At 68.3% G+C, this 23,544-nt stretch carries 24 protein-coding genes; 10 read left to right on the top strand and 14 right to left on the bottom strand.

Going from position 1 to position 23,544, the window contains the following annotated elements; translation table 11 throughout:
* Positions 1 to 25: 25 nt before the first annotated feature.
* Positions 26 to 358, bottom strand: a complete 333-nt coding sequence (locus VN779_RS13035) for an MGMT family protein (protein WP_325722899.1) — start codon at positions 356 to 358, stop codon at positions 26 to 28.
* A 174-nt stretch (positions 359 to 532) separates the two neighbouring features.
* Here VN779_RS13035 and VN779_RS13030 point away from each other — a divergent pair, with 174 nt between their 5' ends.
* Entirely contained in the window at positions 533 to 3,013 is a 2,481-nt protein-coding gene (locus VN779_RS13030; RefSeq protein WP_325722897.1) for a lysylphosphatidylglycerol synthase transmembrane domain-containing protein, read from the top strand.
* Positions 3,014 to 3,103: 90 nt separating this feature from the next.
* Here VN779_RS13030 and moeZ read toward each other — a convergent pair whose 3' ends face one another.
* Positions 3,104 to 4,282, bottom strand: coding sequence for an adenylyltransferase/sulfurtransferase MoeZ (gene moeZ / locus VN779_RS13025; protein WP_349260773.1), 1,179 nt, complete (start codon positions 4,280 to 4,282; stop codon positions 3,104 to 3,106).
* 160 nt (positions 4,283 to 4,442) lie between these two features.
* Between moeZ and VN779_RS13020 the strand changes: the two genes are divergently transcribed.
* From VN779_RS13020 to VN779_RS13010, 3 genes are all read left to right on the top strand, one after another.
* Complete coding sequence (locus VN779_RS13020; protein WP_325722893.1) at positions 4,443 to 4,640, top strand: hypothetical protein; 198 nt, start codon at positions 4,443 to 4,445, stop codon at positions 4,638 to 4,640.
* A gap of 104 nt (positions 4,641 to 4,744) precedes the next feature.
* A complete protein-coding gene (locus VN779_RS13015) occupies positions 4,745 to 5,377 on the top strand; it encodes a TetR/AcrR family transcriptional regulator (RefSeq protein WP_325722891.1) in 633 nt (210 codons plus the stop codon).
* Between the two features lie 263 nt (positions 5,378 to 5,640).
* A complete protein-coding gene (locus tag VN779_RS13010) occupies positions 5,641 to 5,868 on the top strand; it encodes a DUF3107 domain-containing protein (protein WP_324841223.1) in 228 nt (75 codons plus the stop codon).
* Between the two features lie 73 nt (positions 5,869 to 5,941).
* Here VN779_RS13010 and VN779_RS13005 read toward each other — a convergent pair whose 3' ends face one another.
* Together VN779_RS13005 and VN779_RS13000 are read right to left on the bottom strand one after the other, a co-directional pair.
* Complete coding sequence (locus VN779_RS13005; protein WP_325722889.1) at positions 5,942 to 6,553, bottom strand: ferritin-like fold-containing protein; 612 nt, start codon at positions 6,551 to 6,553, stop codon at positions 5,942 to 5,944.
* A 361-nt stretch (positions 6,554 to 6,914) separates the two neighbouring features.
* Positions 6,915 to 7,064 (bottom strand): hypothetical protein, encoded by a 150-nt coding sequence (locus VN779_RS13000; RefSeq protein ID WP_325722887.1) that lies wholly within the window; start codon positions 7,062 to 7,064, stop codon positions 6,915 to 6,917.
* 58 nt (positions 7,065 to 7,122) lie between these two features.
* Between VN779_RS13000 and VN779_RS12995 the strand changes: the two genes are divergently transcribed.
* Both VN779_RS12995 and VN779_RS12990 read left to right on the top strand, forming a co-directional pair.
* Positions 7,123 to 9,141 carry a DEAD/DEAH box helicase gene (locus tag VN779_RS12995; RefSeq protein WP_349260768.1) on the top strand — a complete coding sequence of 673 codons (2,019 nt, stop codon included), beginning with the start codon at positions 7,123 to 7,125 and terminating at the stop codon, positions 9,139 to 9,141.
* A 44-nt stretch (positions 9,142 to 9,185) separates the two neighbouring features.
* The gene (locus VN779_RS12990; RefSeq protein WP_325722885.1) at positions 9,186 to 10,118 is read left to right on the top strand and encodes an alpha/beta hydrolase; all 933 of its coding nucleotides are present in this window, start codon (positions 9,186 to 9,188) and stop codon (positions 10,116 to 10,118) included.
* 15 nt (positions 10,119 to 10,133) lie between these two features.
* On the opposite strand, the gene VN779_RS12985 is transcribed toward VN779_RS12990, so the two are convergent.
* From VN779_RS12985 to VN779_RS12945, 9 genes are all read right to left on the bottom strand, one after another.
* Complete coding sequence (locus tag VN779_RS12985; RefSeq protein WP_325722883.1) at positions 10,134 to 10,736, bottom strand: MarC family protein; 603 nt, start codon at positions 10,734 to 10,736, stop codon at positions 10,134 to 10,136.
* Positions 10,733 to 11,551 carry a PHP domain-containing protein gene (locus VN779_RS12980; RefSeq protein ID WP_325722881.1) on the bottom strand — a complete coding sequence of 273 codons (819 nt, stop codon included), beginning with the start codon at positions 11,549 to 11,551 and terminating at the stop codon, positions 10,733 to 10,735. Before VN779_RS12980 ends, VN779_RS12985 begins: the two co-directional genes overlap by 4 nt.
* 102 nt (positions 11,552 to 11,653) lie before the next feature.
* Positions 11,654 to 12,313: a DUF6758 family protein gene (locus tag VN779_RS12975; RefSeq protein ID WP_325722879.1), complete on the bottom strand. Its 660-nt coding sequence runs from the start codon at positions 12,311 to 12,313 to the stop codon at positions 11,654 to 11,656.
* A gap of 216 nt (positions 12,314 to 12,529) precedes the next feature.
* The gene (locus tag VN779_RS12970) at positions 12,530 to 13,033 is read right to left on the bottom strand and encodes a MaoC family dehydratase (protein ID WP_349260771.1); all 504 of its coding nucleotides are present in this window, start codon (positions 13,031 to 13,033) and stop codon (positions 12,530 to 12,532) included.
* A gap of 165 nt (positions 13,034 to 13,198) precedes the next feature.
* Positions 13,199 to 14,023 carry a hypothetical protein gene (locus tag VN779_RS12965; protein ID WP_325722875.1) on the bottom strand — a complete coding sequence of 275 codons (825 nt, stop codon included), beginning with the start codon at positions 14,021 to 14,023 and terminating at the stop codon, positions 13,199 to 13,201.
* Between the two features lie 135 nt (positions 14,024 to 14,158).
* On the bottom strand, positions 14,159 to 15,136 hold the full coding sequence (locus VN779_RS12960) for an alpha/beta hydrolase (RefSeq protein ID WP_325722873.1): 978 nt from the start codon (positions 15,134 to 15,136) through the stop codon (positions 14,159 to 14,161).
* 76 nt (positions 15,137 to 15,212) lie between these two features.
* Complete coding sequence (locus VN779_RS12955) at positions 15,213 to 16,409, bottom strand: acyl-CoA dehydrogenase family protein (RefSeq protein ID WP_325722871.1); 1,197 nt, start codon at positions 16,407 to 16,409, stop codon at positions 15,213 to 15,215.
* A gap of 188 nt (positions 16,410 to 16,597) precedes the next feature.
* A complete protein-coding gene (locus VN779_RS12950; RefSeq protein ID WP_325722869.1) occupies positions 16,598 to 17,563 on the bottom strand; it encodes a CoA ester lyase in 966 nt (321 codons plus the stop codon).
* Between the two features lie 78 nt (positions 17,564 to 17,641).
* A complete protein-coding gene (locus tag VN779_RS12945; protein WP_325722867.1) occupies positions 17,642 to 18,559 on the bottom strand; it encodes a DMT family transporter in 918 nt (305 codons plus the stop codon).
* A gap of 204 nt (positions 18,560 to 18,763) precedes the next feature.
* Between VN779_RS12945 and VN779_RS12940 the strand changes: the two genes are divergently transcribed.
* Entirely contained in the window at positions 18,764 to 19,294 is a 531-nt protein-coding gene (locus VN779_RS12940) for a hypothetical protein (protein ID WP_325722865.1), read from the top strand.
* A gap of 87 nt (positions 19,295 to 19,381) precedes the next feature.
* Here VN779_RS12940 and VN779_RS12935 read toward each other — a convergent pair whose 3' ends face one another.
* The gene (locus VN779_RS12935; RefSeq protein WP_325722863.1) at positions 19,382 to 20,353 is read right to left on the bottom strand and encodes a hypothetical protein; all 972 of its coding nucleotides are present in this window, start codon (positions 20,351 to 20,353) and stop codon (positions 19,382 to 19,384) included.
* Positions 20,354 to 20,595: 242 nt separating this feature from the next.
* Here VN779_RS12935 and VN779_RS12930 point away from each other — a divergent pair, with 242 nt between their 5' ends.
* From VN779_RS12930 to VN779_RS12920, 3 genes are all read left to right on the top strand, one after another.
* Positions 20,596 to 21,903 (top strand): magnesium transporter MgtE N-terminal domain-containing protein, encoded by a 1,308-nt coding sequence (locus tag VN779_RS12930; protein WP_325722861.1) that lies wholly within the window; start codon positions 20,596 to 20,598, stop codon positions 21,901 to 21,903.
* Between the two features lie 19 nt (positions 21,904 to 21,922).
* A complete protein-coding gene (locus VN779_RS12925) occupies positions 21,923 to 22,489 on the top strand; it encodes a DUF1003 domain-containing protein (RefSeq protein ID WP_349260770.1) in 567 nt (188 codons plus the stop codon).
* Between the two features lie 89 nt (positions 22,490 to 22,578).
* On the top strand, positions 22,579 to 23,544 hold a 966-nt coding region (locus VN779_RS12920), incomplete at its 3' end, for an Mrp/NBP35 family ATP-binding protein (protein WP_325722857.1).

Here is a 23,544-nt window from a genome sequence, read left to right as displayed (position 1 = left end):
GTGGATAACTAGTGTGACGCGGATTTCAGCGTCCATCCCAGCGAGCTGTCCGCAAATTCACCCGTTCGCGAGAGTTGTCATACGGCGTGCCTTCCTCCGCGTAGTGCTGCGCCGCCTCGCCGCGCAACTGCGGCGGCAGCACCCCCGAGGCGTTGACCACCCGCCACCACGGCACCCCGCTGCCGTGCCGGGACATCACCGCTCCGACCTGCCGCGCGCCGCCGTCCTCCAGGTATTCTGCGATGTCACCGTAAGTCATCACCTTGCCACGCGGAATGGACTGCACTACCGCGAGCACCCTGCGGACGTACGCCGGCGCGTCGGGGTCAGCCGCCGGAACGAGACCTGGCTGCGTCACAATCAACCCTCGGATGGATTCCCGCCGTCGTTGAAGCCGCCAGGATATCTGCGGTAAACGCGGGACGCTGCTCACCCGGGCTGCGTGCAAGCATCCGGATAGGTAACGATAGGGACGAGCGTGCGTACGCAGATCGGGACTGCGGTAAATCGTGAGCACGGAGACAGGGGCCCAGTGAGCGTGCACAGGGGTGGCAGTGCCACCCGTGACTCGGCCAAGCCTGTTTCCGGCGTGCCCAAGCCGATGCAGCCAGTGATGTTACCCGCTCAGATCACCGTGGACGAGCCGCCAGAGCCTCGTCGGATAAGACGACCGCCGGACCTGATGCGGTTGCTCTTCGAGACTGGGCTGATCGCGGTCGTGCTGCTGCTCGCAGTGCCCGGTGCGAGTACGACCACTGGTCTCGAAACGGATATCCACAACAGCATCACCCTCGCGCCGCAACTGTTCCTGTCCACGATCACGCTGCTGACCAATATCGCTACCGCGGTCATCCCGGTCGGGCTCGCCATCGAGCGCCTCTATCGGCACGAGGGCCGGCGGGTCGCGGATGGCGTCATCGCGGCGGCGATCGCCTACCTTGGCACGTCGCTGCTCAACCTGTGGATCGACTCCAACACGTCACCCGACTGGCTCTCCGAGGTGCTGACCCGGCATCTCGCCAGCAGCACGACGACGCCGCTGCACGTATATATCGCCACAGTCATCGCCTTCCTCACCATCATCGGGTTCGGTGACCGGCCCGCGCTCCAGACCTTCACCTGGTCATGTGTGCTTACCTACGCGGTGGCCACATTGATCAACGGGAACAGCGCGCTGGTCGGATTGATGGTGACCTTCCTGTTCGGCCGTACCGTGGCGTTCGGGTGGCGCTACGCACGCGGCGTGGTGAATGCCAGGCCGACCGGTTACGACGTGGTCACCTCGCTGTTCGACGCAGGCCTTGAGCCGGTGGCCTGCCGATGGATCGGCGAGACAGAGGACACAAGGCGCTACGAAGCCGATACGCACGATGGACGCCTGCTAGACGTCACGGTGCTCGACCGGGATAGGCAGGCGGTCGGTCTGGTCTACCGGCTGTATCGCCGGATCAGGCTGCGCGGCCCTGCCCAACGTCGCAACCTGCTGTCGCTTAGGCGCGCGGTCGACCAGGAAGCGTTGATGTCTTACGCACTGCGTGATGCGGGCATCCGGACGCCGCGTCTCGTCGCGGTGCGTGAGCTGAGCGCTGACGCCGCGGTGCTCGCGTATGAGCGCGTCGAGGGCCGGTCGCTGGAGAAGCTGACTCCCGACGAGCTGACCGACGAGTTGCTCACGCGGATCTGGCAGCTCCAGCAGCAGATGCAGCTTCACCAGGTCGCGCACCGCCGGTTCGCCCTGGACTCGTTGCTGGTGGACCGCGATGGCCAAGTGTGGCTGCTTGACCTGCGTAATGGAGAGATCGCGGCGAGCGCGTTGCAGACCCGGCTCGACACCGCGGAGTTGATGGCCACTCTGGCGCTGCGGTACGGACCGGAGCGCACGGTACGCATCGGCGCGCAGGTGCTCGGCGCGGATGCAATGGGTGCAGCGCTGCCTATGCTCCAACCCGTCGTGCTCACGCGCACGACGCGCACGGCCGTCCGTAAGTCCAAGGACCTCTTGCAGCGCATCCGCGAGCAGATCCTGGCTTACCAGCCGCAGGCGACGTGGGTGGCCGAGCCGGTCAAGCTCGAGCGGCTACGGCCACGCACTTTGCTGACCGTCGCGGCCGGTCTGGTCGCCGCGTATCTGGTGCTGTATCAGCTGGCCAGCTCGAATCTGAGCCTTTCCAAGATTCTTGCCACCGCCTCGCCGTGGTGGGCGATGGTCGCCGTGTTCGCCTCGGTGATGACCTATGTCGCGGCCGGCATGGTGCTGACCGGGTTCATCCCGGAGCGCCTGCCTGTGGTGCGCAACTTCCTGGTGCAGGTCGCGGCCGGGTTCGTCTCGATCGTGGCGCCAGCGGCGGTCGGCGGCGTCGCGCTCAACACGCGCTATCTGCAGAAGCAGGGCATCGGCACCGGCCCGGCGGTCAGCGCGGTGGGCGCTTCGCAGGCGGTCGGCTTCATCATGCACATCGCGCTGATCGCCGCGTTCAGCTTCATCGCGAATACCGGAACCGGCGGACACAGCTTCGCGCCGTCCACAGTCGTCATCGCGATCCTGCTGGCGATCGGCGTCATCGCCATGGTGACCATCGGCGTCAAGCCGCTGCGCAAATATGCGGTGGCCAGGCTCAAGCCGTTTTTCGAGGGGACGCTGCCGCGGCTGCTGGATGTGGCGCAGAACCCGCGGAAGCTGTCGATCGGACTCGGCGGCACAATCCTGCTGTCGTTGATGAACGCGCTGTGCCTGTGGGCGTCGGTCCTGACGATTTCGCCGCACGCCAACATCTCGTACGCGACCACCGCAGTGGTCTTTCTCACCGCGCAGGCAATCGGTTCGGTCATTCCAGTGCCGAGCGGCATCGGCACCGTGGAACTCGCCATGGCCGGTGCGCTCACCAGCATCGGCGGCCTTCCCGCCCTCGTCGGAACCCCGGCGGTGTTCATCTTCCGCCTGCTGCGCACCTACCTGCCGGTGATTCCGGGGTACTTCGCGTTTACGCATCTACAGCGCAAGGGTGCGCTGTAGATGCGTATACGCCGCCGTCACGTGCATAGCTGACGAGCCGTCAACCGTGAGCGTTCTGCGATCAGTCAGCCGAGGTGACTAACAGATCGGCTAGTAGATCGGCTTCTCCGGCTCGATCTGGTTAACCCAGCCGACGATGCCCGAGCCGACGTGCACCGCGTCGGAGAATCCGGCCGACTTCACGATCGCCAGCACCTCGGCCGAGCGCACACCGGTCTTGCAGTGCAGCACGATCCGCTTGTCCTGCGGCAGCTTCGCGAGCGCCTCACCCATGATGAACTCGTTCTTGGGGATCAGCGTGGCGCCGTCGATCGACACGATCTCGTACTCGGCGGGCTCGCGCACGTCGATGATCTGGATGTTCTCGCCGTCGTCAATCCACTGCTTGAGGGTGCGCGGGGTGATGGTCGAGTCCTTGGCGGCCTCGATGGCCTCGTCGGAGACCGCGCCGCAGAACGCCTCGTAGTCGATCAGCTCAGTGACCGTCGGGTTCTTACCGCAGACCGCGCACTCCGGGTCCTTACGCACCTTGACCGAGCGGTACGTCATCTCGAGAGCGTCGTAGATCATCAGGCGGCCGACCAACGGCTCGCCGACGCCTGTGAGCACCTTGATGGCCTCGGTGACCTGGATGGCACCGATCGAGCCGCACAGCACGCCGAGCACGCCGCCCTCGGCGCAGGAGGGGACCATGCCGGGGGGCGGGGGCTCCGGGTAGAGGCAGCGGTAGCAGGGGCCGTACTCGGACCAGAACACTGAGGCCTGGCCGTCGAAGCGGTAGATCGAACCCCACACGTACGGCTTGTTCAGCAGCACGCACGCGTCGTTGACCAGGTAGCGCGTGGCGAAGTTGTCCGTGCCGTCGACGATCAGGTCGTACTGCGCGAAGATCTCCATCACGTTCTCGGAGTCGAGCCGCTCCTCGTGCAGGACCACGTTCACGTACGGGTTGATCTCGCGCACCGAGTCGCGCGCGGACTCGGCCTTGGACCGCCCGATGTCTGACTGACCGTGGATGATCTGGCGCTGCAGGTTGGACTCGTCCACCGTGTCGAACTCGACGATGCCGAGAGTGCCGACTCCCGCCGCGGCCAGGTACATCAGCGCCGGTGAGCCCAGTCCGCCGGCACCGACACAGAGCACCCTCGCGTTCTTGAGGCGCTTCTGGCCGTCCATGGCGACGTCGGGAATGATCAGGTGGCGCGAGTACCGACGCACCTCGTCAACGGTCAGCTCCGCGGCCGGCTCGACCAACGGGGGCAGCTTCACAGACGCTGCGGACACAGCCGGTCCCCTCACTCGTGTTTGAAGAAGTCTTTTCAGGTAACCGTGCCACTCCCGCGGCCATTCCCGTCAATGGGGACCGCAGCGTGAGATCGGCGTAAAGTCGTCGATTAAGGTGGAAACCCACCGGATGAGGGGTCCGATCATGACCGAGCAGCAGTTCACCGACGAGTACGAGGCCCCGGAGGCCGATGCCGCCGAGCAGTCGCTGCCGGTGGACGATGAAGCGCGGGACGCGGGACTTGCAGCCAGTCCGGAGCCGGAGGTGCCGCTGGAGGCCGATCCGGCGGACGCCGCTGAGCAGGCCGTTTCCGTGCCGGTAGACGAGGACGAATACCGGTAGACGGCAGCCGGGCGAGCTGACAGCCTGGCTTGAAGAGGTTACTGGCGCGTAGGATGCGTGTGACCTGCTTCACCCGCGAACCTGACAGAGGCAACAGAGGCACCGTGAGTACAGCCGAAACGCTTTACAGCGCCGACGACCGTCCCCGGTCGGCCCGGCTTCCGCGGCTGGCTCGACGCACCCAACTGCTCGGCGCGGCGCAGGAGGTCTTCGTCGCCCAGGGCTACCACGCTGCCGCGATGGACGACATCGCGGACCGTGCGGGTGTGTCGAAGCCGGTGCTCTACCAACACTTCCCGGGCAAGCTCGAGCTCTACCTCGCGCTGCTTGACCAGCACTGCGAAACGCTGGTCGAGGCGGTGCGCAGCGCGCTTGAGTCGACCTCTGACAACAAGCAGCGGGTCGCCGCGACGATGAACGCTTATTTCCGGTTCGTCGAGCACGAGAGCGGCGCGTTCCGGCTGGTGTTCGAGTCCGACCTGGTGAACGAGCAGGCCGTGCGCGAGCGGGTGAACAAGGCGGAGTTGGACTGCGCGCACCTCATCAGCGCGGTGATCGCGGAGGACACCGGGCTCGGGCAGGACGAGGCGATGGTGCTCGCGGTGGGCCTGACCGGCATCTCGCAGGTCACCGCCCGCTACTGGCTGTCGGCCGGGATGCCGATTCCGCGCGACACCGCCGCCCAGCTGATCTCGCAGCTCGCCTGGCGCGGGATTGCTGGTTTCCCGCACCTCTGAGCTCGCGAAGAGGGTGCGGGTATGGGCACCGTCCGCACCTGTGAGCTTGCGAAGAGGGTGCGGGCATGGGCACCGTCCGCATCTGTGAGCTTGCGAAGAAGGCGCGGCAATAGGCACCGTCCGCACCTGTGATCACTCGTGCCGCTCGCTGTTCCCTGTTCGCCTAGAGCAGAACGGCGGGCGGATCGACGCAGTACCGCCCCGTCGAACACGTAGGCTTCGTTCTAGCGTCTTCTGTGTCTACGTGGAAGGAACCAACCACCGTGGAGATCAAGATCGGTGTGCAGCACGCGGCTCGCGAGCTCTCGCTGGAGTCCGAGCTGAGCGCCGAAGAGGTGGAGAAGGCGGTTTCCGCCGCGCTCACCGGGAAGACCGGCCTGCTCGTGCTCAATGACGACAAGGGCCGCAAGGTGATCGTTCCCGCCGACCGGCTGGCCTACGTCGAGATCGGCGAGCCGGCCGCGCGCCGCGTCGGCTTCGGCGCACTGTGACCAGCTGATCAGCAGACCTTCTGACAGTTCGCCTGCCGCGCTGAGTCCGTCCGGGCTCTCAACCCGGTCGCACTCAGCCGGCCAGACCGAGGTTCTCCAGCCTGCGGGCGTGGCTCACGGCCAACTTGTCGGCGAGTTCCGGATAGCGCTCGCCGCCGAACTCGCGGGCCAGCACGATCGCCTCGCCTACCAGGCGGCGACCCCACATCGCGATGCGCGCCGCTAACACCGCGTCCTCGGCGAGCGCCGCGCGCAGCCGTCGCGTCGCCCATGGTTCGTCGACGTTCGCGTCGACGCCGACTGACGCCTCGCCAGCACGCTCCGGCTCAGCCGCCACAGCTACCCCGCTCGGTCCCCCGACCAGAATCTCGAACAACTCGTCGGTGAGCGCTGCGCCGAGGAGCGTCGCGGCCAGCGCCTCCCACCAGTCCGTCGACTCGACCCGCCGACGAGCGTCGTCCAGCGCGGGCGCTGCCGCTGCCATGGCCGATTGCGGATCGCCCGCCTCACCGAAGCGCCCGAGCAATTCCCGGTAACGCTCGTGCCGCTGCGCGATCACCTCGGCGACACCCATCCGGTCCGCCAGGCCTGGCGCGAGCGGCAGGAGGGCGGCTAGGCGCTCAAGCTCGGCGAGCGCCGCGTAAATCGCCGCGCCCACGGGTGATTTTGTGAGGTCAGCCAGCACATAACGCAGCGTACTCGATCGTTGGCGAACCGCCTGGTAACATGGTGACTTGACTGTATCGGCGAGGCTCGGGCGTGACCCGGGACCCGCCGATCCGTACAGGATGCCCGGTCGGCCGAACGCACCCCGATCGGCTCCGACCGCACGGCCCGCCCCTGACGACGACGGCAGCGGCCCTGCGATTGGTCGGGTGAAGACCCGGCGGCACCGGCCCGAGCCCGCACGCTCGGCGCGGTCCTCGCCGACGCCCGGCTGAACCCCGGTCGAGCAGCCCGCGGCCCAAGTGCCGCGACCTGGCTGAACTCTCCGGGACGCCCGCCGTCACCGAGGACGAAAAGGTCAAGACCATCAGCATCCGTGATCAGATTTCCACAAGCGCGACAGACACCATCGACGACGACACCCCGGTCGCCGCGGCGACCACCGACGCCGAGACTGTCGCTCCCGCCCACACCTTCGCCGAACTCGGCGTCCTCCCGGAGACCGTCGAGGCGCTCGACGCGCTCGGCATCACCGCACCGTTCCCGATCCAGTCCGCGACCATCCCGGTCGCGCTGGGCGGCTCGGACGTGATCGGGCAGGCCAAGACCGGTACCGGCAAGACCCTCGCGTTCGGAATCCCGCTGCTGCAGCGCGTCAGCGGTCCCGGCTCCGACCCGGCCACCGAGGACATCGCGGCTCCTGGACCCGCCGCGGCCACCAACGCTTCCGCGCCTTCCGGCGGCTCGCGCCGCCGGCGCCGCGCTCGTTCCTCCGATCCCGCCGGGCAGACGCCTGCGCACGGCACCCCGCAGGCCCTCGTGGTCGTACCGACCCGTGAGCTGGCGGTGCAGGTCACCAACGACCTGCTGGACGCGGGCAAGGTTCGCGCGATCCGGGTGCACGCACTGTACGGCGGCCGCGCCTACGAGCCGCAGGTCGCCGCGCTGCGCGCGGGCATCGACATCGCGGTCGGCACCCCCGGCCGGCTGCTCGACCTGACCCGCCAGCAGCACCTGGAACTCGGCGGAGTGCGCACGCTCGTGCTCGACGAGGCCGACGAAATGCTGGACCTGGGCTTCCTGCCCGACGTCGAGCGGATCATCGCGCAGCTCCCGACCGGCCGCCAGACGATGCTGTTCTCCGCGACCATGCCCGGCCAGGTCATCTCGCTGGCTCGCCGGTACATGTCCCGGCCGACGCACATCCGCGCCGCCGACCCGGCCGACGAGGGCACCATGGTCAAGGCCATTGAGCACTTCGTGTATCGCGCGCACTCCCTCGACAAGGTGGAGATGCTCGCGCGCATCCTGCAGGCCGACGGTCGCGGGCTGGCCATGATCTTCGCGCGCACCAAGCGCACCGTGGCGAAGATCGCCGAAGAGCTGTCGGACCGTCACTTCGCGGTGGCCGCGGTCCACGGTGACCTTGGGCAGGGCGCGCGTGAGCAGGCGCTGCGCGCATTCCGAAACGGCAAGATCGACGTTCTGGTAGCCACGGACGTGGCCGCGCGCGGCATCGACGTCGAAGGCGTCACGCACGTGATCAATTTCCAGTGCCCCGAGGACGAGAAGGTTTACACGCACCGCACCGGCCGCACCGGCCGCGCCGGGGCTAAGGGCATCGCGGTGACCTTTGTCGACTGGGACGAAGTGCCGCGCTGGCAGCTGATCAACAAGGCGCTCGGTTTGTCGTTCCCCGAGCCCGCCGAGCTTTACTCGACTTCGCCGCAGCTCTACCAGGACCTCGGCATTCCCGAGAGCATCAAGGGCGTGCTGCCGCGTCAGGAGCGCGTGCGTGAGGGCCTGGAGGCCGAGGAGATCGAGGACCTGGGCGAGACCGGCCGTGGTCGCGCGCCGCGCGGCGGCGGCAGCCACCGGGGTCCGAAGGAGGCGCCGAAGCAGGAGCGCCCCGCGCGCACGCCTCGGCAGCGCAGCCGGACCCGGCGCGGCCAGGAGGTCGGGCAGTCCGCCGACGGAGCGCCAAACGAGTCCGTCGAGACCGAGGCGGTCAAGATCGAGACAGCCACGATCAAGCGCGTGACGAGCGCCGCCAATCGGGCGGCCGAGCCGGTCGCCACTACCGAAGCGGCCCTGGTCACGGAGCGGGCTCCGCGAAAGCGCTCCCGTTCCCGCAAGCCGGCTGGGACGGCAGGCGGCGGCAGCGTGAAGCTGGCTCCCGGCTCCCTCGCCGGACCGATCGAGTCGGCGGGTGAGGTGCAGCCCGCCGTTTCAGCCGAGTCGCCGATCGAGCAGGCGGTTACGGAGCAAGCCGAGCCGCGCAAGCGCACCCGGACCCGCAAGCCGGCCGCCGCGAAGGTTGAGGTCGACGCGGCCGCGGCGGGCGCTACCGCAGCCGAAGCTGCCCAGTCGGGAGGCGCCGAGCCGGAAGTGACCGAGCCGGTTGCCGCCGAGCCGCGCAAGCGCACCCGGACCCGCAAGCCGGTTGCCGAGGCTGTCGCCACGGCCGAGGCGGGAGCAGAAGCGTCCGACGAGGACGCCGGACCTGTCGCGAACCCGCGCCGCACCCGAGTGCGGGCCAGCCGCAGCCGCAAGTCGGCGGCAGCTGAGCCCGTGGTCGAGACCCCGCAGGCTGAGCAGCAGCAGTAGTACGAGTCCGGGACGACGCGGCAGATCAACCCTCGGAGCGCAACGTGTCCACGCCTCTCTCGACGGTCCTGCCGCGCTGTGCCCGGCGCGTCGATCTGCCGCTGCCGGACGGCCCGCTCGCCGCGATCGAAGCGCGACCGGACCGCCCGGCAGTGGCGGCGACGCTGATGGTGCCCGGGTTCACCGGGTCCAAGGAGGACTTCCTCCACGTCCTCGAACCGCTTACCGCGGCGGGCGTGCACGTGCTCGCCATCGATCAACGCGGCCAATGCGACTCGACCGGCCTAGCCGACCCGGCCGCGTATGCAGAGTCAGGTGCGGCGGGCCAGGGCTACGGCTCCAGCGTGTTCGCTTCCGACATCCGCGCACTGGTGCGCCGGCTCGCGGCCGAGACGCAGCAGCCGGTGCACCTGCTGGGCCACTCGTTCGGCGGACACACCGTCCGCGAGGCGGTGCTCGGCGCCCACTTCGACGCTGAGCCCGAGCCCGAGCAGGGCCCGAGCCTTGGCGCACTGCTTCCGCTCGCCTCGGTGACCTTCCTCGACTCCGGACCGGCCGCCGTACTCGGCAAAGCCTCGCGCGACCGGCTCGAACTGCTGCTTTCCGTGGCAGACCAGCTGACGCTGCGACAGATCCACGAACTGAGCCCGATGGATCAGCATCCCGATCCGCACGTGAGCGCCTTCCTGCTGCATCGCTGGCTGGCGAACGACCCCGGATCGATCTTCACCATGGCGCGGCGACTGCTGCATGAGCCCGACCGCACCGACGACCTCAAGGCCCTGCTAGACGCCTGGAACCTGCCCTGCCTGATCATGACCGGCGCCGATGAGGATGTCTGGTCGGCGCAGCTGTTGCGGGAGACGGCCGACCGGCTCGGCGCCGAGTTCGCGGTCATCCCGGGCGCCGGCCACTCCCCCAACACCGATCAGCCCGGCCTCGTCGCGGACCGCCTGCTGGAGTTCTGGCTCGGCTGACGGACTTTCAGCCGCTCAGGCGACCTTGGAGAAGGCGATCGCCGCGTCCGCGACCATCTGCACCGCGATGGCGGCCAGGAGCAGACCGGCGATCCGGGTCACCAGCGTGACCCCGGAATCCTTGATCACCCGGATGATGTGCACCGAAAACCGCATCGTCAGCCAGATGATCACATGAGTGAGCAGGATCGCGGCCGCCACGGCGAGGAAGTCTCCCGCCGTGTGGATCCGCTGCACGAACAGGATCACCGCGACGATGGCGCCAGGCCCGGCGAGCAGCGGCGTGCCGAGCGGCACCATCGCGACGTTGACGTCCGCCGCCTCGCTCGGTTCGTCTGCGCGACCGGTCAGCAGTTCCAGCGCGATGAGCAGGAGCAGCAGGCCGCCGGAGCCCTCCAGCGCGGGCACCGTGATGCCCAGGTATTTCAGGATCTGCTGGCCGAACGCGGCGAAGCAGGAGATGACCACGAGCGAGACCAGGGCAGCCTGCTGCGCCAGATGACGGCGGGCTCGCTGCGAGCGCCCAGAGGTCAGCGCGAGGAAGATCGGCACGGTACCCGGCGGGTCCATGATCACGAAAAGCGTGATGAATGAGGTGCCGAACAGGGTGAGATTCACGCGAACAACGCCTCGTACGCCTCAGGCGCCGTGGTGTTCTGCCCTATGCGCACGGTCTTGCGCTCGCCGTGGTAGTCGCTCGAACCGGTCGGTACCAGGCCAAGGTCAGCGGCCAGACCCCTGATCCGGTCGCGCGCCGCCGCGTCGTGGTCCACATGGTCGACCTCGATGCCGCGCAGCCCCGCCTTAGCCAGCTGCGCGATCTGATCATCCGTCACAATCCGGCCGCGGCGACCCGCCGCCGGGTGCGCGAAGACCGCGACACCGCCCGAAGCATGCAACAGATCCAGCGCGCGGTACGGATCAAGCGCGTACTTATCGACATAGGCGCGCCCGCCGTCCGCCAGCCAGTCGGAGGAGAACGCCGCATCCACCGAGGGGACCACTCCAGCCTCGACCAGCGCGCTGGCCACATGTGGTCGGCCGATCGAGGCGTTACCCGCGATCTCCCGTACCCGCTCCCAGGTGATCGGCGCGCCCAACTCCCGGCAGCGCTGCACGATCAACTCCGCGCGGCGCTCGCGGTCATCGCGCAGCAGGTTGCGCTCGCGGGCGAACTGCGGCTCGGCGCGGTCGAAGCGATAGCCGAGCAGGTGGATCTGAATGCCGTTCAGTCGGCAGGACAGTTCGGCACCTGGCACCACCGTCACGCCGAAACGCTCGCCGGCCGCTGCGGCCTCATCCCAGCCGGCCGTGGTGTCGTGGTCGGTGAGCGCGACGACGTCCAAGCCCGCGGCCTTGGCGGCCTCGACCAGTTCGGTCGGGGTGTCGGTGCCGTCCGAGCAAGAGCTGTGCGTATGCAGATCGATGCGCATCCTGATCCCGAGTCGTCCAACACCAAGCAGGTGATCGCCGGCCGAACGCCAATCACCTTACAGGCAGGCGCTGCGCGGTCTGGACGCGGTCGCGCGTTGCGATCAAGCGAAGAAGCGCGAGGAGAGAGAGCCTACGGGCAGGTGCGCGATCTCCGAGCCCGCGTCGCGCAGGTCGGTGAGCACCATGTCCTCGTACAGCAGCGTGCCGGCCAGCGCCGGCCACAGCACCAGCCACAGCCACATGCCGCGCGCCTCGCCGACGAAGACCGCACGATCGCCGGTGTCCGGTACTGACCACATCGGGGTCGGCCGGCCCGCCGCGTAAACCTTCGCGTGCGCCGCGGTGTCCTCGAAGATCGGGCCGGGGTCAGGTCCGGCCAAGCCGGCGAACCGCGCTCCCAGCCCTATCCCCATCTCCTCGGCGATCAGCAGCATGTCGCCCTCGCCGCCGAACGGGGACGGCCCGCTGGCCGCTATCACCGTCGCGCGCGCACCGGTGTGATGATCGCCAGCGTAGGCGACTCCGCTGAACGCCCAGCGATGCGGTAGCGGCCAAGGCAACCACAGCGGGACCTGCGAGCGCTGTACCACCGAACTGAGTACCGCAGGGCTCGGCGCGAGGATCGGCTGCACCGGATAAACCGAGCCGTGCAACTCGCACGTCCACAGTTCGGTCCCTGACGCAGGCGACTGCACCGGCAGCAAATCCACCGGAAGTTCGGCCAGATTCTCCGGGATGGTGTCCGGAATAGGTCGCGCCAAGTCATCTGGAACCACTGGCAACGGGGCCGACGGGTCGCCGGGAGCACGCACGCGGCTCCCGCACCGTGGGCAGCTTGGCTCGCCCTTCATAGGCTGAACAGTCCCCCGTTCAGGTGTCTTCAGTCAAGCGTCCGTCACTCTGACGGGGCCGTGTGGCCGTGCCCGGTGCTCCGCAGGGAGCGAGTATCAGCCGGGTGTGTCAGGCCGGTGTTGTTTTTAGGGTAGCGGTTCCGGCCTGCCCGGCTGCTCCCCGCCCCGGGTCTCGCCATAGGAGCGCTTGGGCACCATGACTTTGCGGCGGAATACGCACACTACGGTGCCATCCTGCTTATAGCCGCGAGTCTCGACATAGACGACACCGCGGTCCTCCTTGGACTTCGACTCGGTCTTGTCCAGCACCGTGGTCTCGCCGTAGATGGTGTCGCCGTGGAAGGTCGGGGCGATGTGCCGCAGCGACTCGACCTCCAGATTCGCGATGGCCTTGCCGGAGACATCGGGCACTGACATGCCCAGCAGCAGCGAGTAGATGTAGTTGCCGACCACGACGTTGCGTTTGAAGTCGGTGGTCTGCTCGGCGTAGTGCGCGTCGAGGTGCAGCGGGTGGTGGTTCATGGTGATGAGACAGAACAGATGATCGTCGTACTCGGTCACGGTCTTGCCCGGCCAGTGCTTGTAGACGGCACCGACCTCGAACTCCTCGAAGTAGCGGCCGAACTGCATCGCGGTCAGCTCCTCATGGTGGCGAACGGGTCCAGGCACATACTGTCCCGCCATCTTGCCGCAATAAGTTACCGACCGGTAGCACCCGGGCCGTGGCCTAAGTCACGCGGCGGTACTCAGTGCCTTTCGCCATATCGGATGCGCGCCGATTCAAGGTGCGCCGGGCTACTGCTCGACCGCGTCGGCCCCGTCATTCGCGCCCTCGCCCGCCTCCTGCTGCGCCAACTGGGCACCGTAGTCAGGGCCCTCTCCCGCCGGGTGCAATTCGTTGAGTTGTGGCTTGAGCCACGAGGTAAGGGCATCGATGGTCTGGGTCGGCACAAGGTCACCAACGCTCATCACGTACGCGACGTCACCCGCGAGCGAGGCGGCGTGCCCAAGGGCCGAGTCGCGATCCCAGGTGCCATACGTGGCAGCGCGCGCGTAGCCACGAGCGAGCCGGGCCGCCCCGGTACGCCCGGATTCGGCGATCGCCCGGTCGGCCACGCCCAGCGCATCGAACTTGACCTTGGCGAATTCCAGGCCGGCGCTGTCGATGCGCCGCCCGATTGCGTCCAGCTCCTCGCGCTTGAGGCCGCTCAGTGCGTAGATCAGGCCGAGTACGTTGCGGCCGTGCGGCCCGTATGCCCACCATGCCGGAGCCTCGGCTATCGCCAGGAACTCGCGGGTGACGATGGCCTGTGAGCCGACCGCGGAGCTGGGGGTGAAGTGGTCGGGTGCGGGCACCGCCTGGAGTTGGAAAAGCCGGAACGACCCATCGACGCCCAGGGTCAGCGTCATGTCGTCGGCGATGCCGAGGCCGCTCTGCGCGGGCTCCGGATGCACCAGCAGTCCGTACGGGTCGGCCGAGCGCTCGTCCTCATCCAGCTCGGGGACCTGGATAAAGTGGGTGATACCGCGCTCGAGAGCGTCGGCAAGATCCACGCTCTGCCGGTCCGGTCCCACTTGTCGGGTGCCGTCCACGCGTGCGATCACGTAATAGGTTGCCATTGGAGCTTCGAGCCCTCCCAGTCGCGTTCCGCGCCCTATCCTGCCTCACCACACCGGCTCACGTCAGCGTGAGTCGGGTAATCAGCCACGCGGACTACTCGGAGCGGCCGTACGTACGCCGTACGCGTCGGCGCGTTACCGCCGAGCGCGCTGCCCGTCGCCATGCTCGATGTCCATCGCATCGATCACATCGAGTACCGCATCCGCGACCGCGTCAGGACGATCGAACGGAATGTAGTGCCCGCTGTCCTTGAGCTCCACCAGTTCGCCGCGCGGAGAAAGTTCCGCTAGAGCGCGCTGCCTGCGCCACCATCGATCGGCGAACTGCGCCGCGGCGCCGCGCGGCATGATCGCGCGCTCGATGCGCGAGCGGCCGAACGCGGCGAGGACTTGAAGCGGGACCGGCGGGAATTCGCGTTCGCAGCGCAGCTCCAGCAGTTCCGCGGCGACGTCGTAGTACAGCGTGTTCTCGACCATCGCCGCGACCCCGGGGCGTCCGGCCGCGAAGGTGGCGCGCACCTGCTCCAGGTCGGCGACCGCCGGACCACCGAGGGTCGTCCCGGCGACGATGATACGCCAAGCCGCCGGTCCGACGATTCCGCCTATGCCGCTCACCCGCCCGATACCGCCGATCCTGCGCCACCGCCGTACCCGCTCCGAATAAGCGGGCTGCGGTACCGCGTCGGGCTCGGTCGAGCCGTCGACGAGTACGACACCTGCGGTCAGCTCCGGGAACATGCGCGCGAAAGCCTCGACGTGAAACCCGGCCAGCGAATGACCGACCAGCACGGCCGGGCGTTCGAGTTCGAGCACGCGCAGCAGTTCCCTGATACGTCCGGCCTCCGCGGCCAGCGTCGGCGGCACCGCGACAGGCTGCGACCAGCCGAGTCCCGGCCGATCGAAGCGGACCAGGGCGGCCCGTCCCGCCAGCAGCGGGACGACGGCGTCCCAGTCGTACCAGGCCCCGCCGAGCCCGGAGGTGAAGACCACCGGCGGGACATCATCCGGACCCTCATCCACCACGACGTGGTGCGCGCTGCCGGCTACCTGCACCAGTCGGCCGGGCACAAGACGCCGCAACTCCCGCGACGTCGGCTTCGCTACCGCTCGCATGGTCTAACTCTAAAACGGAGGTGCTACCAATTTTTAAACGGACCCGCATCAAGCGGGCGCCATATGGAGGTTCGCCTCAGCCTTTCAGCTTGTACTCCTCCAGCAGCCGCCGCCCGACGATCATCTTCTGGATCTCGGCGGTGCCCTCGCCGATCAGCAGCATCGGGGCCTCGCGGTAGAGGCGTTCGATCTCGTATTCCTTCGAGTAGCCGTAGCCGCCGTGGATGCGGAAGGAGTCCTCGACGACCTCCTTGCAGTATTCGGCGGCCAGGTACTTCGCCATCCCCGCCTCGAGGTCGTTGCGCTGCCCGGCGTCCTTCACCCGCGCGGCCCGCACCATCATCTGGTGCGCGGCCTCCACCTTCACCGCCATCTCGGCGAGCTTGAACTGGATCGCCTGGTGCTGCGCGATCGGCTTGCCGAAGGTGGAACGCTGCTGCGCGTAGGCGATGCCGAGCTCGAAGGCCCGCAGCGCGATCCCGCACGCGCGGGCGGCGACGTTGACCCGGCCGACCTCGACACCGTCCATCATGTGCGCGAAGCCGCGGCCGGTGACCCCGCCGAGCACCCGGTTGGCCGGGATGCGCACGTTGTCGAGCACCAGCTCGGTGGTGTCGACGCCTTTGTAGCCCATCTTGGCGATCTTGCCGGGCACGGTCAGGCCGGGTTGCACCTCGCCGAATCCGGGCTCCTTCTCGACCAGGAAGGTGGTCATGTTCTTGTGCGGGGCTTCGTGCCCCTCGTCGGTGCGGGCGAGCAGCGCGACAAGACTGGAGGTGCCGCCGTTGGTCAGCCACATCTTCTGACCGGTGATCAGATAATCGTCGCCGTCCCGCACGGCCTTCGTCTTGATCGCGGCCACGTCCGAGCCGAGCGCGGGCTCGGACATCGAGAACGCCGCGCGCACGGTGCCTTCAGCCATCCGCGGCAGGAAGTACGCCTGCTGCTCGTCGGTACCGTGCTGCTTGATCATGTACGCGACGATGAAGTGCGTGTTGAGGATGCCGGACACGGACATCCAGCCGCGCGCGATCTCCTCGACGACCAGGGCGTAGGTCAGCAGCGACTCGCCGATGCCGCCGTGCTCCTCCGGGATCATCAGGCCGAACAGGCCCATCTCGGCCATGCCCTTGACGATCTCGGCCGGGTACTCGTCGGCGTGCTCCAGCTCGTTGGCCACCGGGATGATCTCCTTGTCCACGAAGGTGTGGACGGCGGCCAGGATCTCCTGCTGGACCTCGCTGAGGCCCTCGGTGCGGGCGAGACGTGCCATGTGACTGGGCTCCCGGATCACTCGTGCTCCCGCCCCCGTGGCCGGGGTGCGGGGCGGCTTAGTTACTGGTGAGTATCCCCGGGAGCCGCAGCCTTGTGAAGTGTGGCACCGACCACTACTCGCGACGCCGAGGTCAGCGCGGGACACATGGCGGCGGACCGGTTGGACTGTGCTTCACGGGTCTGGGCTCAGGCGGCCGGCGGCTCGAACTTCGAGGTGCGCGAGTATCCGGCCACGCGGCCCTTGCCCGCGATCACCAGCGCCATCTTGCGCGAGGCCTCGTCGATCATCTCGTCGCCGAGCATCGCCGAGCCCTTCTTACCGCCGGCTTCCGAGGTGTAGAACTCGTACGCGTCGAGGATCAGTTCGGCGTGGTCGTAGTCCTCCTGGCTCGGCGCGTAGAGCTCGTTCGCGATGGCGATCTGGTCCGGGTGCAGCACCCACTTGCCGTCGAAGCCGAGGGCGGCGCTGCGGCCGGCTACCCGGCGGAAACCCTCGGGGTTGCGGACCTGGAGGTACGGGCCGTCGATGGCCTGCACGTCGTTGGCGCGCGCGGCCATCAGGATACGCATGAGGATGTAGTGGTATGCGTCGCCGACGTCGTATCCGGGCGGCTGCTCCCCGACGACCAGCGACTTCATGTTGATCGAGGCCATGAAGTCGGCCGGGCCGAAGATGATCGTCTCGACCCGCGGCGAGGCGGCCGCGATGGCGTCGACGTTGACCAGGCCCTTGGCGTTCTCGATTTGCGCCTCGATGCCGATGCGGCCGACCTCGAAGCCCATGGTCTTCTCAATCTGCGTGAGCAGCAGATCGAGCCAGACCACCTGCCCGGCGTCCTGCACCTTGGGCAGCATGATGCAGTCCAGGTTGGCTCCGGCGCCCTCGACGACCGTGACGACGTCGCGATAGGTCCAGTGCGTGGTCAGGTCGTTAACCCGGACGGTGCGGGTCTTGCCGGTCCAGTCGCCGTTGTTGAGCGCGTCGACGATCTTGAGCCGGGCGCCCTCCTTCTCCAGCGGGGCGCAGGCGTCCTCGAGGTCGAGGAAGACCTGGTCGGCGGGCAGCGTCTGGGCCTTCTCCAGGAAGCGCGGGTTCGAGCCGGGTACGGCGAGACAGGAGCGGCGCGGGCGGTTGACGTTGGCGTTGGCCATGGGGCGGGTTCCCTCCCGAAGCGGGTACGGACCGGTGACATAGCTGAATCGGGGCACAACTAGTCGGACACCGCCAGGTTACTGGCCAGTCACATCCGCCGTCTCGGGCGCACCGGAGTGATCCGTGCCACGCGCCGCGACCGCGGGTCCCGCCTTACCTCCGCCGAGGGTCACCACCGCGAGACCAGCCAGGATCAGCGCCGCGCCCGGGAGCATTGACCAGGAGGGCACCTGTCCGAGCCACAGGGCCGCGATCAGCGCGGCCGAGGGCACTTCCAGCAGGATGCACAGCGAGACCACGGTCGGGCTGGTGGTCTTCAGCACGCGGTTGAACAGGGTGTGCCCGAGCAACTGGGCTCCGGCGGTCAGCCCGAGGATCTTGATCCAGGCGTTCCCTGACATGCCGGTGAGGTGCTCACCGGTCGCCAGCGCCAGCCCGGCCAGCACGAATGCGGCCGTCGTGTAACAGACCACCGCGTATGGAGCGAGCGAGACGGTTTTGCGGACGTTCGCGCCGACCGTCATATATACCGCGGCCAGCGCCCCGGCCAGCAGCGCGAGCAGGTCGCCGGAGAACGCCCGCACCGACAGGTGCAGGTCTACGCCCGACAGTGCGACCACCCCGGCGACCGCGATCAGAATGCCGGACCACGCCTGGCGGGAGATGTGCTCGCCGCGAAACAGCGCGATGAGGGCGGCGAAGATCGGCTGCGCGGCGGCGAAGGCGGTCGCGGAGGCGACGGACGTCATCGTCAGGCTCGGGGTCCACGTGGAGAAGTGCAGGCCGAGAGCCACGCCCGCAGCCAGGCTGGAGAGCCACTGCACACCGTTCATCGCGCGCAGCTCGCCGAGGTGGCGCGTCAGCGCGAAGGGCGTGAGCGCGGCGGCGCCGAACACGTTGCGCCAGAAGGCGATCGCCAGCGCGGGAGCGGCGGTGGCGGCGATCAGCGGACCGGAGGTGCCGACCGCGCAAACCGCCACCGCGAGTATCGCCATATCAGCCCGCGGAGGCCGGTGTACTGCGGAGACCGGGAGCGAGGTGGGAGCGGGGGCGGTCTGGGCAGTCAGGGGTGCTCCTCGGTCGCGACTGTGACACGGCCTAGCCAGCGTACCGCGCGACCGTCGCGGCCCCGGCGGCGAACTTCTACAGGCTGTCCCCGCTGAGGGACGCTCTAGTGCCTTGTGGGAAAGTTCTGAGCCATGAGCAGCCCGTCAGTGTCCGCCCCGTCAACCGCCGCCGGCCGTTCCGCGCTGACCATCCCCGATGCAGCGCTCATCGAGGAGGCATGCAAGAAGTCGGGCCTGATCTGGGTAGCGGTATCGGGGCTGCGTGACCGGGCAGCCTGGCACGTGTGGCATGAGCAGGACGAGCAAGGCGCGGTGTACATCGTGGTCGGCGGGGGCGAGCAGTCGCTGCCCGGACTGGCCGACGGGATCACCGTGCGCGTTACCGTACGGTCCAAGGACAAAGGCGGCCGACTGGTCAGCTGGCCGGGCGTGGTGGCGCGGATCGTGCCAGGCACCGAGGAATGGGCCACGGTCGTGCCCGTATTGCACGGGAAGCGACTTAACGCACACGACGGCGAAGCACAGCCGGAGCGGTGGGCAGCGAACTCCGCGATCTTCCGCATCCGCCCGCAGGGAGCATTGCTCGAAGGCCCCGGCCATTACGCCACCGCCTCGGGTGCCGCTCCCGTGCCGCCTTCCCCGGCGACGACGCGCTCGCGCTAACACCCCGCGCCCGCGCTCCCTTCAACGCGCTCCTTCTAGGCGCGTACCTTCACCGACCTCCGTTCGGTCCGCCTCCGTTCACCCGCCTCAGCCATGTCCGTGCCCGGGACCTGACGGCGTCGCAGACGGCGATGCCGACGGCGACGGCGGGTTCAATCCGGACGCTGTGGAGCTGGGCGTGGCGGACGGCGACGTCGGCGGCTTCGTCGGTCCGGTGCTGCGACTGCTCGCCGTGGGACTCGCCGAGCCACTGGAGCCGTACGCGTTCGACGAAGCGCTCGGACTCGACGTCGGCGGCAGCACAATCAGCGCGTTGTCGAGTACCTCGCCGGGCAGCGGAGCCTGGATGGCGACGCGGTCCTCGTAGTCGGTGAAGTCGATCCGACCTTGGTAGCTGCCTGCTGTGGGCGCGATCCGCAGGATGTAGGGCACTCCGTCGGTGGCTACCCAGATCGATGCCTTATGCCCATCGCGACCCGTACCGTCGAGTTCGAGTGCGTTTTCGCCGTTGACCGTGCCAACCTTGCCCTTCGCCCACGTCGCAGAGGTCAGCAACAACCGATCGAGCAGGTACCCGATGCGCGTGTCGTTGGTGAAACCGGCATAGCGCGGATCTGCAATCGGAATGCGTACGTACAGGCCGCCGTACGCCTTGCCGTTGTCGATCGCGCCGATCTCCTTCCAGAACGAGGACGGTTCGGCGGTCCACACCTCGTCCTCGACCCGCAGCAGCCGACTGGTCGCGCTGCCGCTGGTCACGTCGCCGACCGCGCCGAACTGGGTGAAGACCATGTCGACGGTGAACGTCCCGCCGGAGACCGGTACGCCGCTGAGCGTTCCGGTCACGTGCGCGGTCGGTGCGGAGGAGGTCGCCTTCACCGTCTTAGTCACGATCGCCTGCGGGTCCAGTGCCGCGATCCCGTTGCCGGTGTAGGGAATGCCGGACGCGGTGATCTCCTGCGGACGGAAGGAGCGGTGCGCCGGATCGTCGGCTGAACACGCGGTCAGCGCGCTGGCCAGAGCGACTGCGACTACCGGGCCGAGGACAGCGGTGGCCATGGATATACGCGCCATTCGACTAGCCGTCACTTCCCTGTTCGCACCGGTGTCTCCGAGTCCGGCAGTGTAGCGAAGCGGCGCGTCGGACCGTGGTCCGCAGATCGGACGGTTCGAACTGTCCGACAGTCAATCCGGCGACATAGTCTAAAGCTGAAAGCGCTGGACACAGTGCTTAACGAAGAGACAGTGGTGAACGCAGCGCCCGCCCGACCGGCGGCCAGGACAGAGCAGGAGGGCCACGCGTGGCGGCGACCAGGGCTCCGTCCCGGATCTTCATCTCGCATCTTGCCGGAAAGCCGGTGTTCGACCAGGACGGCGACCAGGTCGGGCGGATCCGGGACGTCGTGGTCACCATGCATACCGACTCCGCGCGCCCGCGGGTGCTCGGGATGGTCTCGGAGGTGACCGGCAAGCGCCGGGTCTTCCTGCCCATGACCAGGGTGACCGCGATCGAGGGCGGTCAGGTCATCTCCTCCGGCCTGATCAATATGCGCCGGTTCCAGCAGCGGCCCGGCGAGGCGCTGCTGCTCGCCGAGCTGACCGATCGGCGGGTGCGGCTGGTCTCGGACGGCACCGAGGTGCAGGTCGTGGATCTGGCCATCGAGCTGAACCCCGGCCGAGACTGGGAGGTCACCAAGGTCTTCGTGCGGCGCCCGGGGCGCGGCTTCCGGCGGCACGGCGAGAGCCAGACGGTCGACTGGGAAGCGCTGACCGGTTTCGCGGCCGACGAGCCGGGCCAGGCCGCGGCGACGCTGATTCGCACTTTCGAGAAGATGCGCCCGGCCGACCTGGCGCGGGCCGTGCACGACCTGAACCCGAAGCGGCGCACCGAGGTGGTCGCGGCCCTCGACGACGACCGGCTCGCCGACGTGCTCGAGGAGTTGCCCGCGGACGAGCAGGTGGAGATCCTGACCAAGCTGGAGGTGGAGCGGGCCGCGGACGTGCTGGAGGCGATGGACCCTGACGACGCCGCCGACCTGCTCGGGGACCTGCCGGCCGAGGAGTCCGAACGGCTGCTCGAGCTGATGGAGCCGGGTGAGGCGGCCCCGGTGCGCCGGCTGCTGATCTACTCCGACGACACCGCTGGCGGCCTGATGACCAGCGAACCGATCGTGCTGCCTCCAGATGCCACGGTGGCCGAGGCGCTGGCGCGGATCCGGGTTCAGGAGCTCTCCCCCGCGCACGCGAGCCAGGTTTACGTGTGCCGGCCGCCGCTGGAGACGCCGACCGGGCGTTTCCTCGGCGTCGTGCACTTCCAGCGGCTGCTGCGCGAGCCGCCGGCGACCCTGGTGAGCGCGGCCGTGGACAACGGGATCGAGCCGCTGCGGCCGGAGCAGCCACTGAACGCGGTCACCTCGTTCATGGCCACCTATAACCTCGTCGCCGCGCCGGTCGTGGACGACTCCGGGCACCTTCTCGGCGCGATCACCGTCGACGACGTGCTTGACCACGTACTTCCGGGCAACTGGAGACTACGCGACCTTCACGCGCACGACCTGAGCACCGGTGCACACGCAGACGATTCGGGAGGGGGCGGCCATGGCGCATGACACGGAGACGCGCAGGGCTATGCGTCAGGCGGCGCGGCGCGAACAGCCCCGCCTGGACCAGCCTCGCGATATCCATCGCGCGCGTTCGCTGAGGCCGAAGATCGACGCGGACAAGTTCGGACAGGCCTCGGAGAACCTGGCGCGATACTTCGGCACGGCGCGGTACCTCGTCATCCAGACGGCATTCGTCTTCGTGTGGATCGTCCTGAACATCCTTCAGCTGACCAAGGAAGTCCACTGGGACCCTTACCCCTTCATCCTGTTGAACCTGGCCTTCTCCACACAGGCCGCGTACGCCGCGCCGCTGATCCTTCTGGCGCAGAACCGGCAAGCTGACCGGGACCGAGTGCAGATCGAGCAGGACCGGGATCGGGACGAGCGGTCGATCGCGAACACCGAGTACCTGCTGCGCGAAGTCGCCGCGCTGCGGCTGGCCGTGAACGAGGTGGCCACCCGCGATTACGTACGCTCCGAGCTTCAGTCGTTGCTCAAGGAGATAGACGATCTGCGCACGTCTGGCCAGACGAGCACGCTCCAGGCTCGGACCAAAGACGTCACGCCGCCCAACGCGAACACCGGTTCCTAGCGCGCGCCAGTCGACGGCCCGTGCGCCGCTGCGTGGCGGTCGAGGTGGCCGCGAGCAGAGCAGTCCGGGGCGGCGCATAGCATTAGGTCATGGCTGACACGACAACGAGAACGACGACGCCCACCGAGGATCAGGTGCGCGCGGCGCTGGCCCGGGTTCAGGACCCGGAGATCCGCCGCCCGATCACCGAGCTCGACATGGTGAAATCCGTCGTGATCGGCCAAGACGGCACGGTGGACGTGGAGATTTACCTGACCGTCGCCGCTTGCCCGCTCAAGGACAAGCTTTCCGCGGACATCACGGCTCAGGTCGGTGCGCTGGACGGAGTTCGCTCGGTGCGCGTCGGGCTCGACGTGATGAGCACCGAGCAGCGCCAGGCGCTCCAGTCGAAGCTGCGCGGCGACCGGCCGGAGCGGGAGATCCCGTTCGCCAAGCCCGGCTCGCTCACGCGGGTCTTCGCGGTCGCCTCGGGCAAGGGCGGGGTCGGCAAGTCGTCGGTGACCGTGAACCTGGCGGCGGCGATGGCCGCCAAGGGGCTGAAGGTCGGCATCGTGGACGCCGACATCTACGGCCACTCGGTGCCGCGGATGCTCGGCGTGACCGATCGGCCCACGCAGGTCCAGGACATGATCATGGCGCCGATCGCGCACGGCGTCCGGGTTATCTCGATCGGTATGTTCACGCCGGGCAACGAGCCGGTGGTCTGGCGCGGCCCGATGCTGCACCGCGCGCTCCAGCAGTTCCTCGCGGACGTCTACTGGGGCGATCTGGACGTGCTGCTGCTCGACCTGCCGCCCGGCACCGGTGACATCGCGATCTCGGTGGCGCAACTGGTCCCGAACGCCGAGATCCTGGTGGTGACGACGCCGCAGCAGGCGGCCGCCGAGGTAGCCGAGCGGGCCGGCACGATCGCGCTGCAGACCCGCCAGCGCATCGCGGGCGTGGTGGAGAACATGTCCGGGCTGCCCTGCCCGCACTGCGACGAGATGGTCGACGTCTTCGGCACCGGCGGCGGGCAGAAGGTCGCCGAGGGGCTGTCCCGGACCACCGGGACG

Origin of the sequence: Actinocrinis sp., assembly GCF_035605935.1 — a bacterium.
GTDB lineage: Bacteria > Actinomycetota > Actinomycetes > Streptomycetales > Catenulisporaceae > Actinocrinis.
This window is presented reverse-complemented; position numbering and strand designations above follow the sequence as displayed.

Coding starts and splice junctions, on each gene's coding strand:
- VN779_RS13020 (WP_325722893.1), top strand. CDS start 4,443: ATGACCGAGCAGCAGTTCACCGACGAGTACGAGGCCCCGGAGGCCGAT.
- VN779_RS13000 (WP_325722887.1), bottom strand. CDS start 7,064: ATGCCGAGCGCGTCGAGCGCCTCGACGGTCTCCGGGAGGACGCCGAGT.
- VN779_RS12980 (WP_325722881.1), bottom strand. CDS start 11,551: ATGCGCATCGATCTGCATACGCACAGCTCTTGCTCGGACGGCACCGAC.
- VN779_RS12970 (WP_349260771.1), bottom strand. CDS start 13,033: ATGCAGTTCGGCCGCTACTTCGAGGAGTTCGAGGTCGGTGCCGTCTAC.
- VN779_RS12965 (WP_325722875.1), bottom strand. CDS start 14,023: ATGGCAACCTATTACGTGATCGCACGCGTGGACGGCACCCGACAAGTG.
- VN779_RS12960 (WP_325722873.1), bottom strand. CDS start 15,136: ATGCGAGCGGTAGCGAAGCCGACGTCGCGGGAGTTGCGGCGTCTTGTG.
- VN779_RS12955 (WP_325722871.1), bottom strand. CDS start 16,409: ATGGCACGTCTCGCCCGCACCGAGGGCCTCAGCGAGGTCCAGCAGGAG.
- VN779_RS12950 (WP_325722869.1), bottom strand. CDS start 17,563: ATGGCCAACGCCAACGTCAACCGCCCGCGCCGCTCCTGTCTCGCCGTA.
- VN779_RS12945 (WP_325722867.1), bottom strand. CDS start 18,559: ATGGCGATACTCGCGGTGGCGGTTTGCGCGGTCGGCACCTCCGGTCCG.
- VN779_RS12940 (WP_325722865.1), top strand. CDS start 18,764: ATGAGCAGCCCGTCAGTGTCCGCCCCGTCAACCGCCGCCGGCCGTTCC.
- VN779_RS12935 (WP_325722863.1), bottom strand. CDS start 20,353: ATGGCCACCGCTGTCCTCGGCCCGGTAGTCGCAGTCGCTCTGGCCAGC.
- VN779_RS12925 (WP_349260770.1), top strand. CDS start 21,923: ATGCGTCAGGCGGCGCGGCGCGAACAGCCCCGCCTGGACCAGCCTCGC.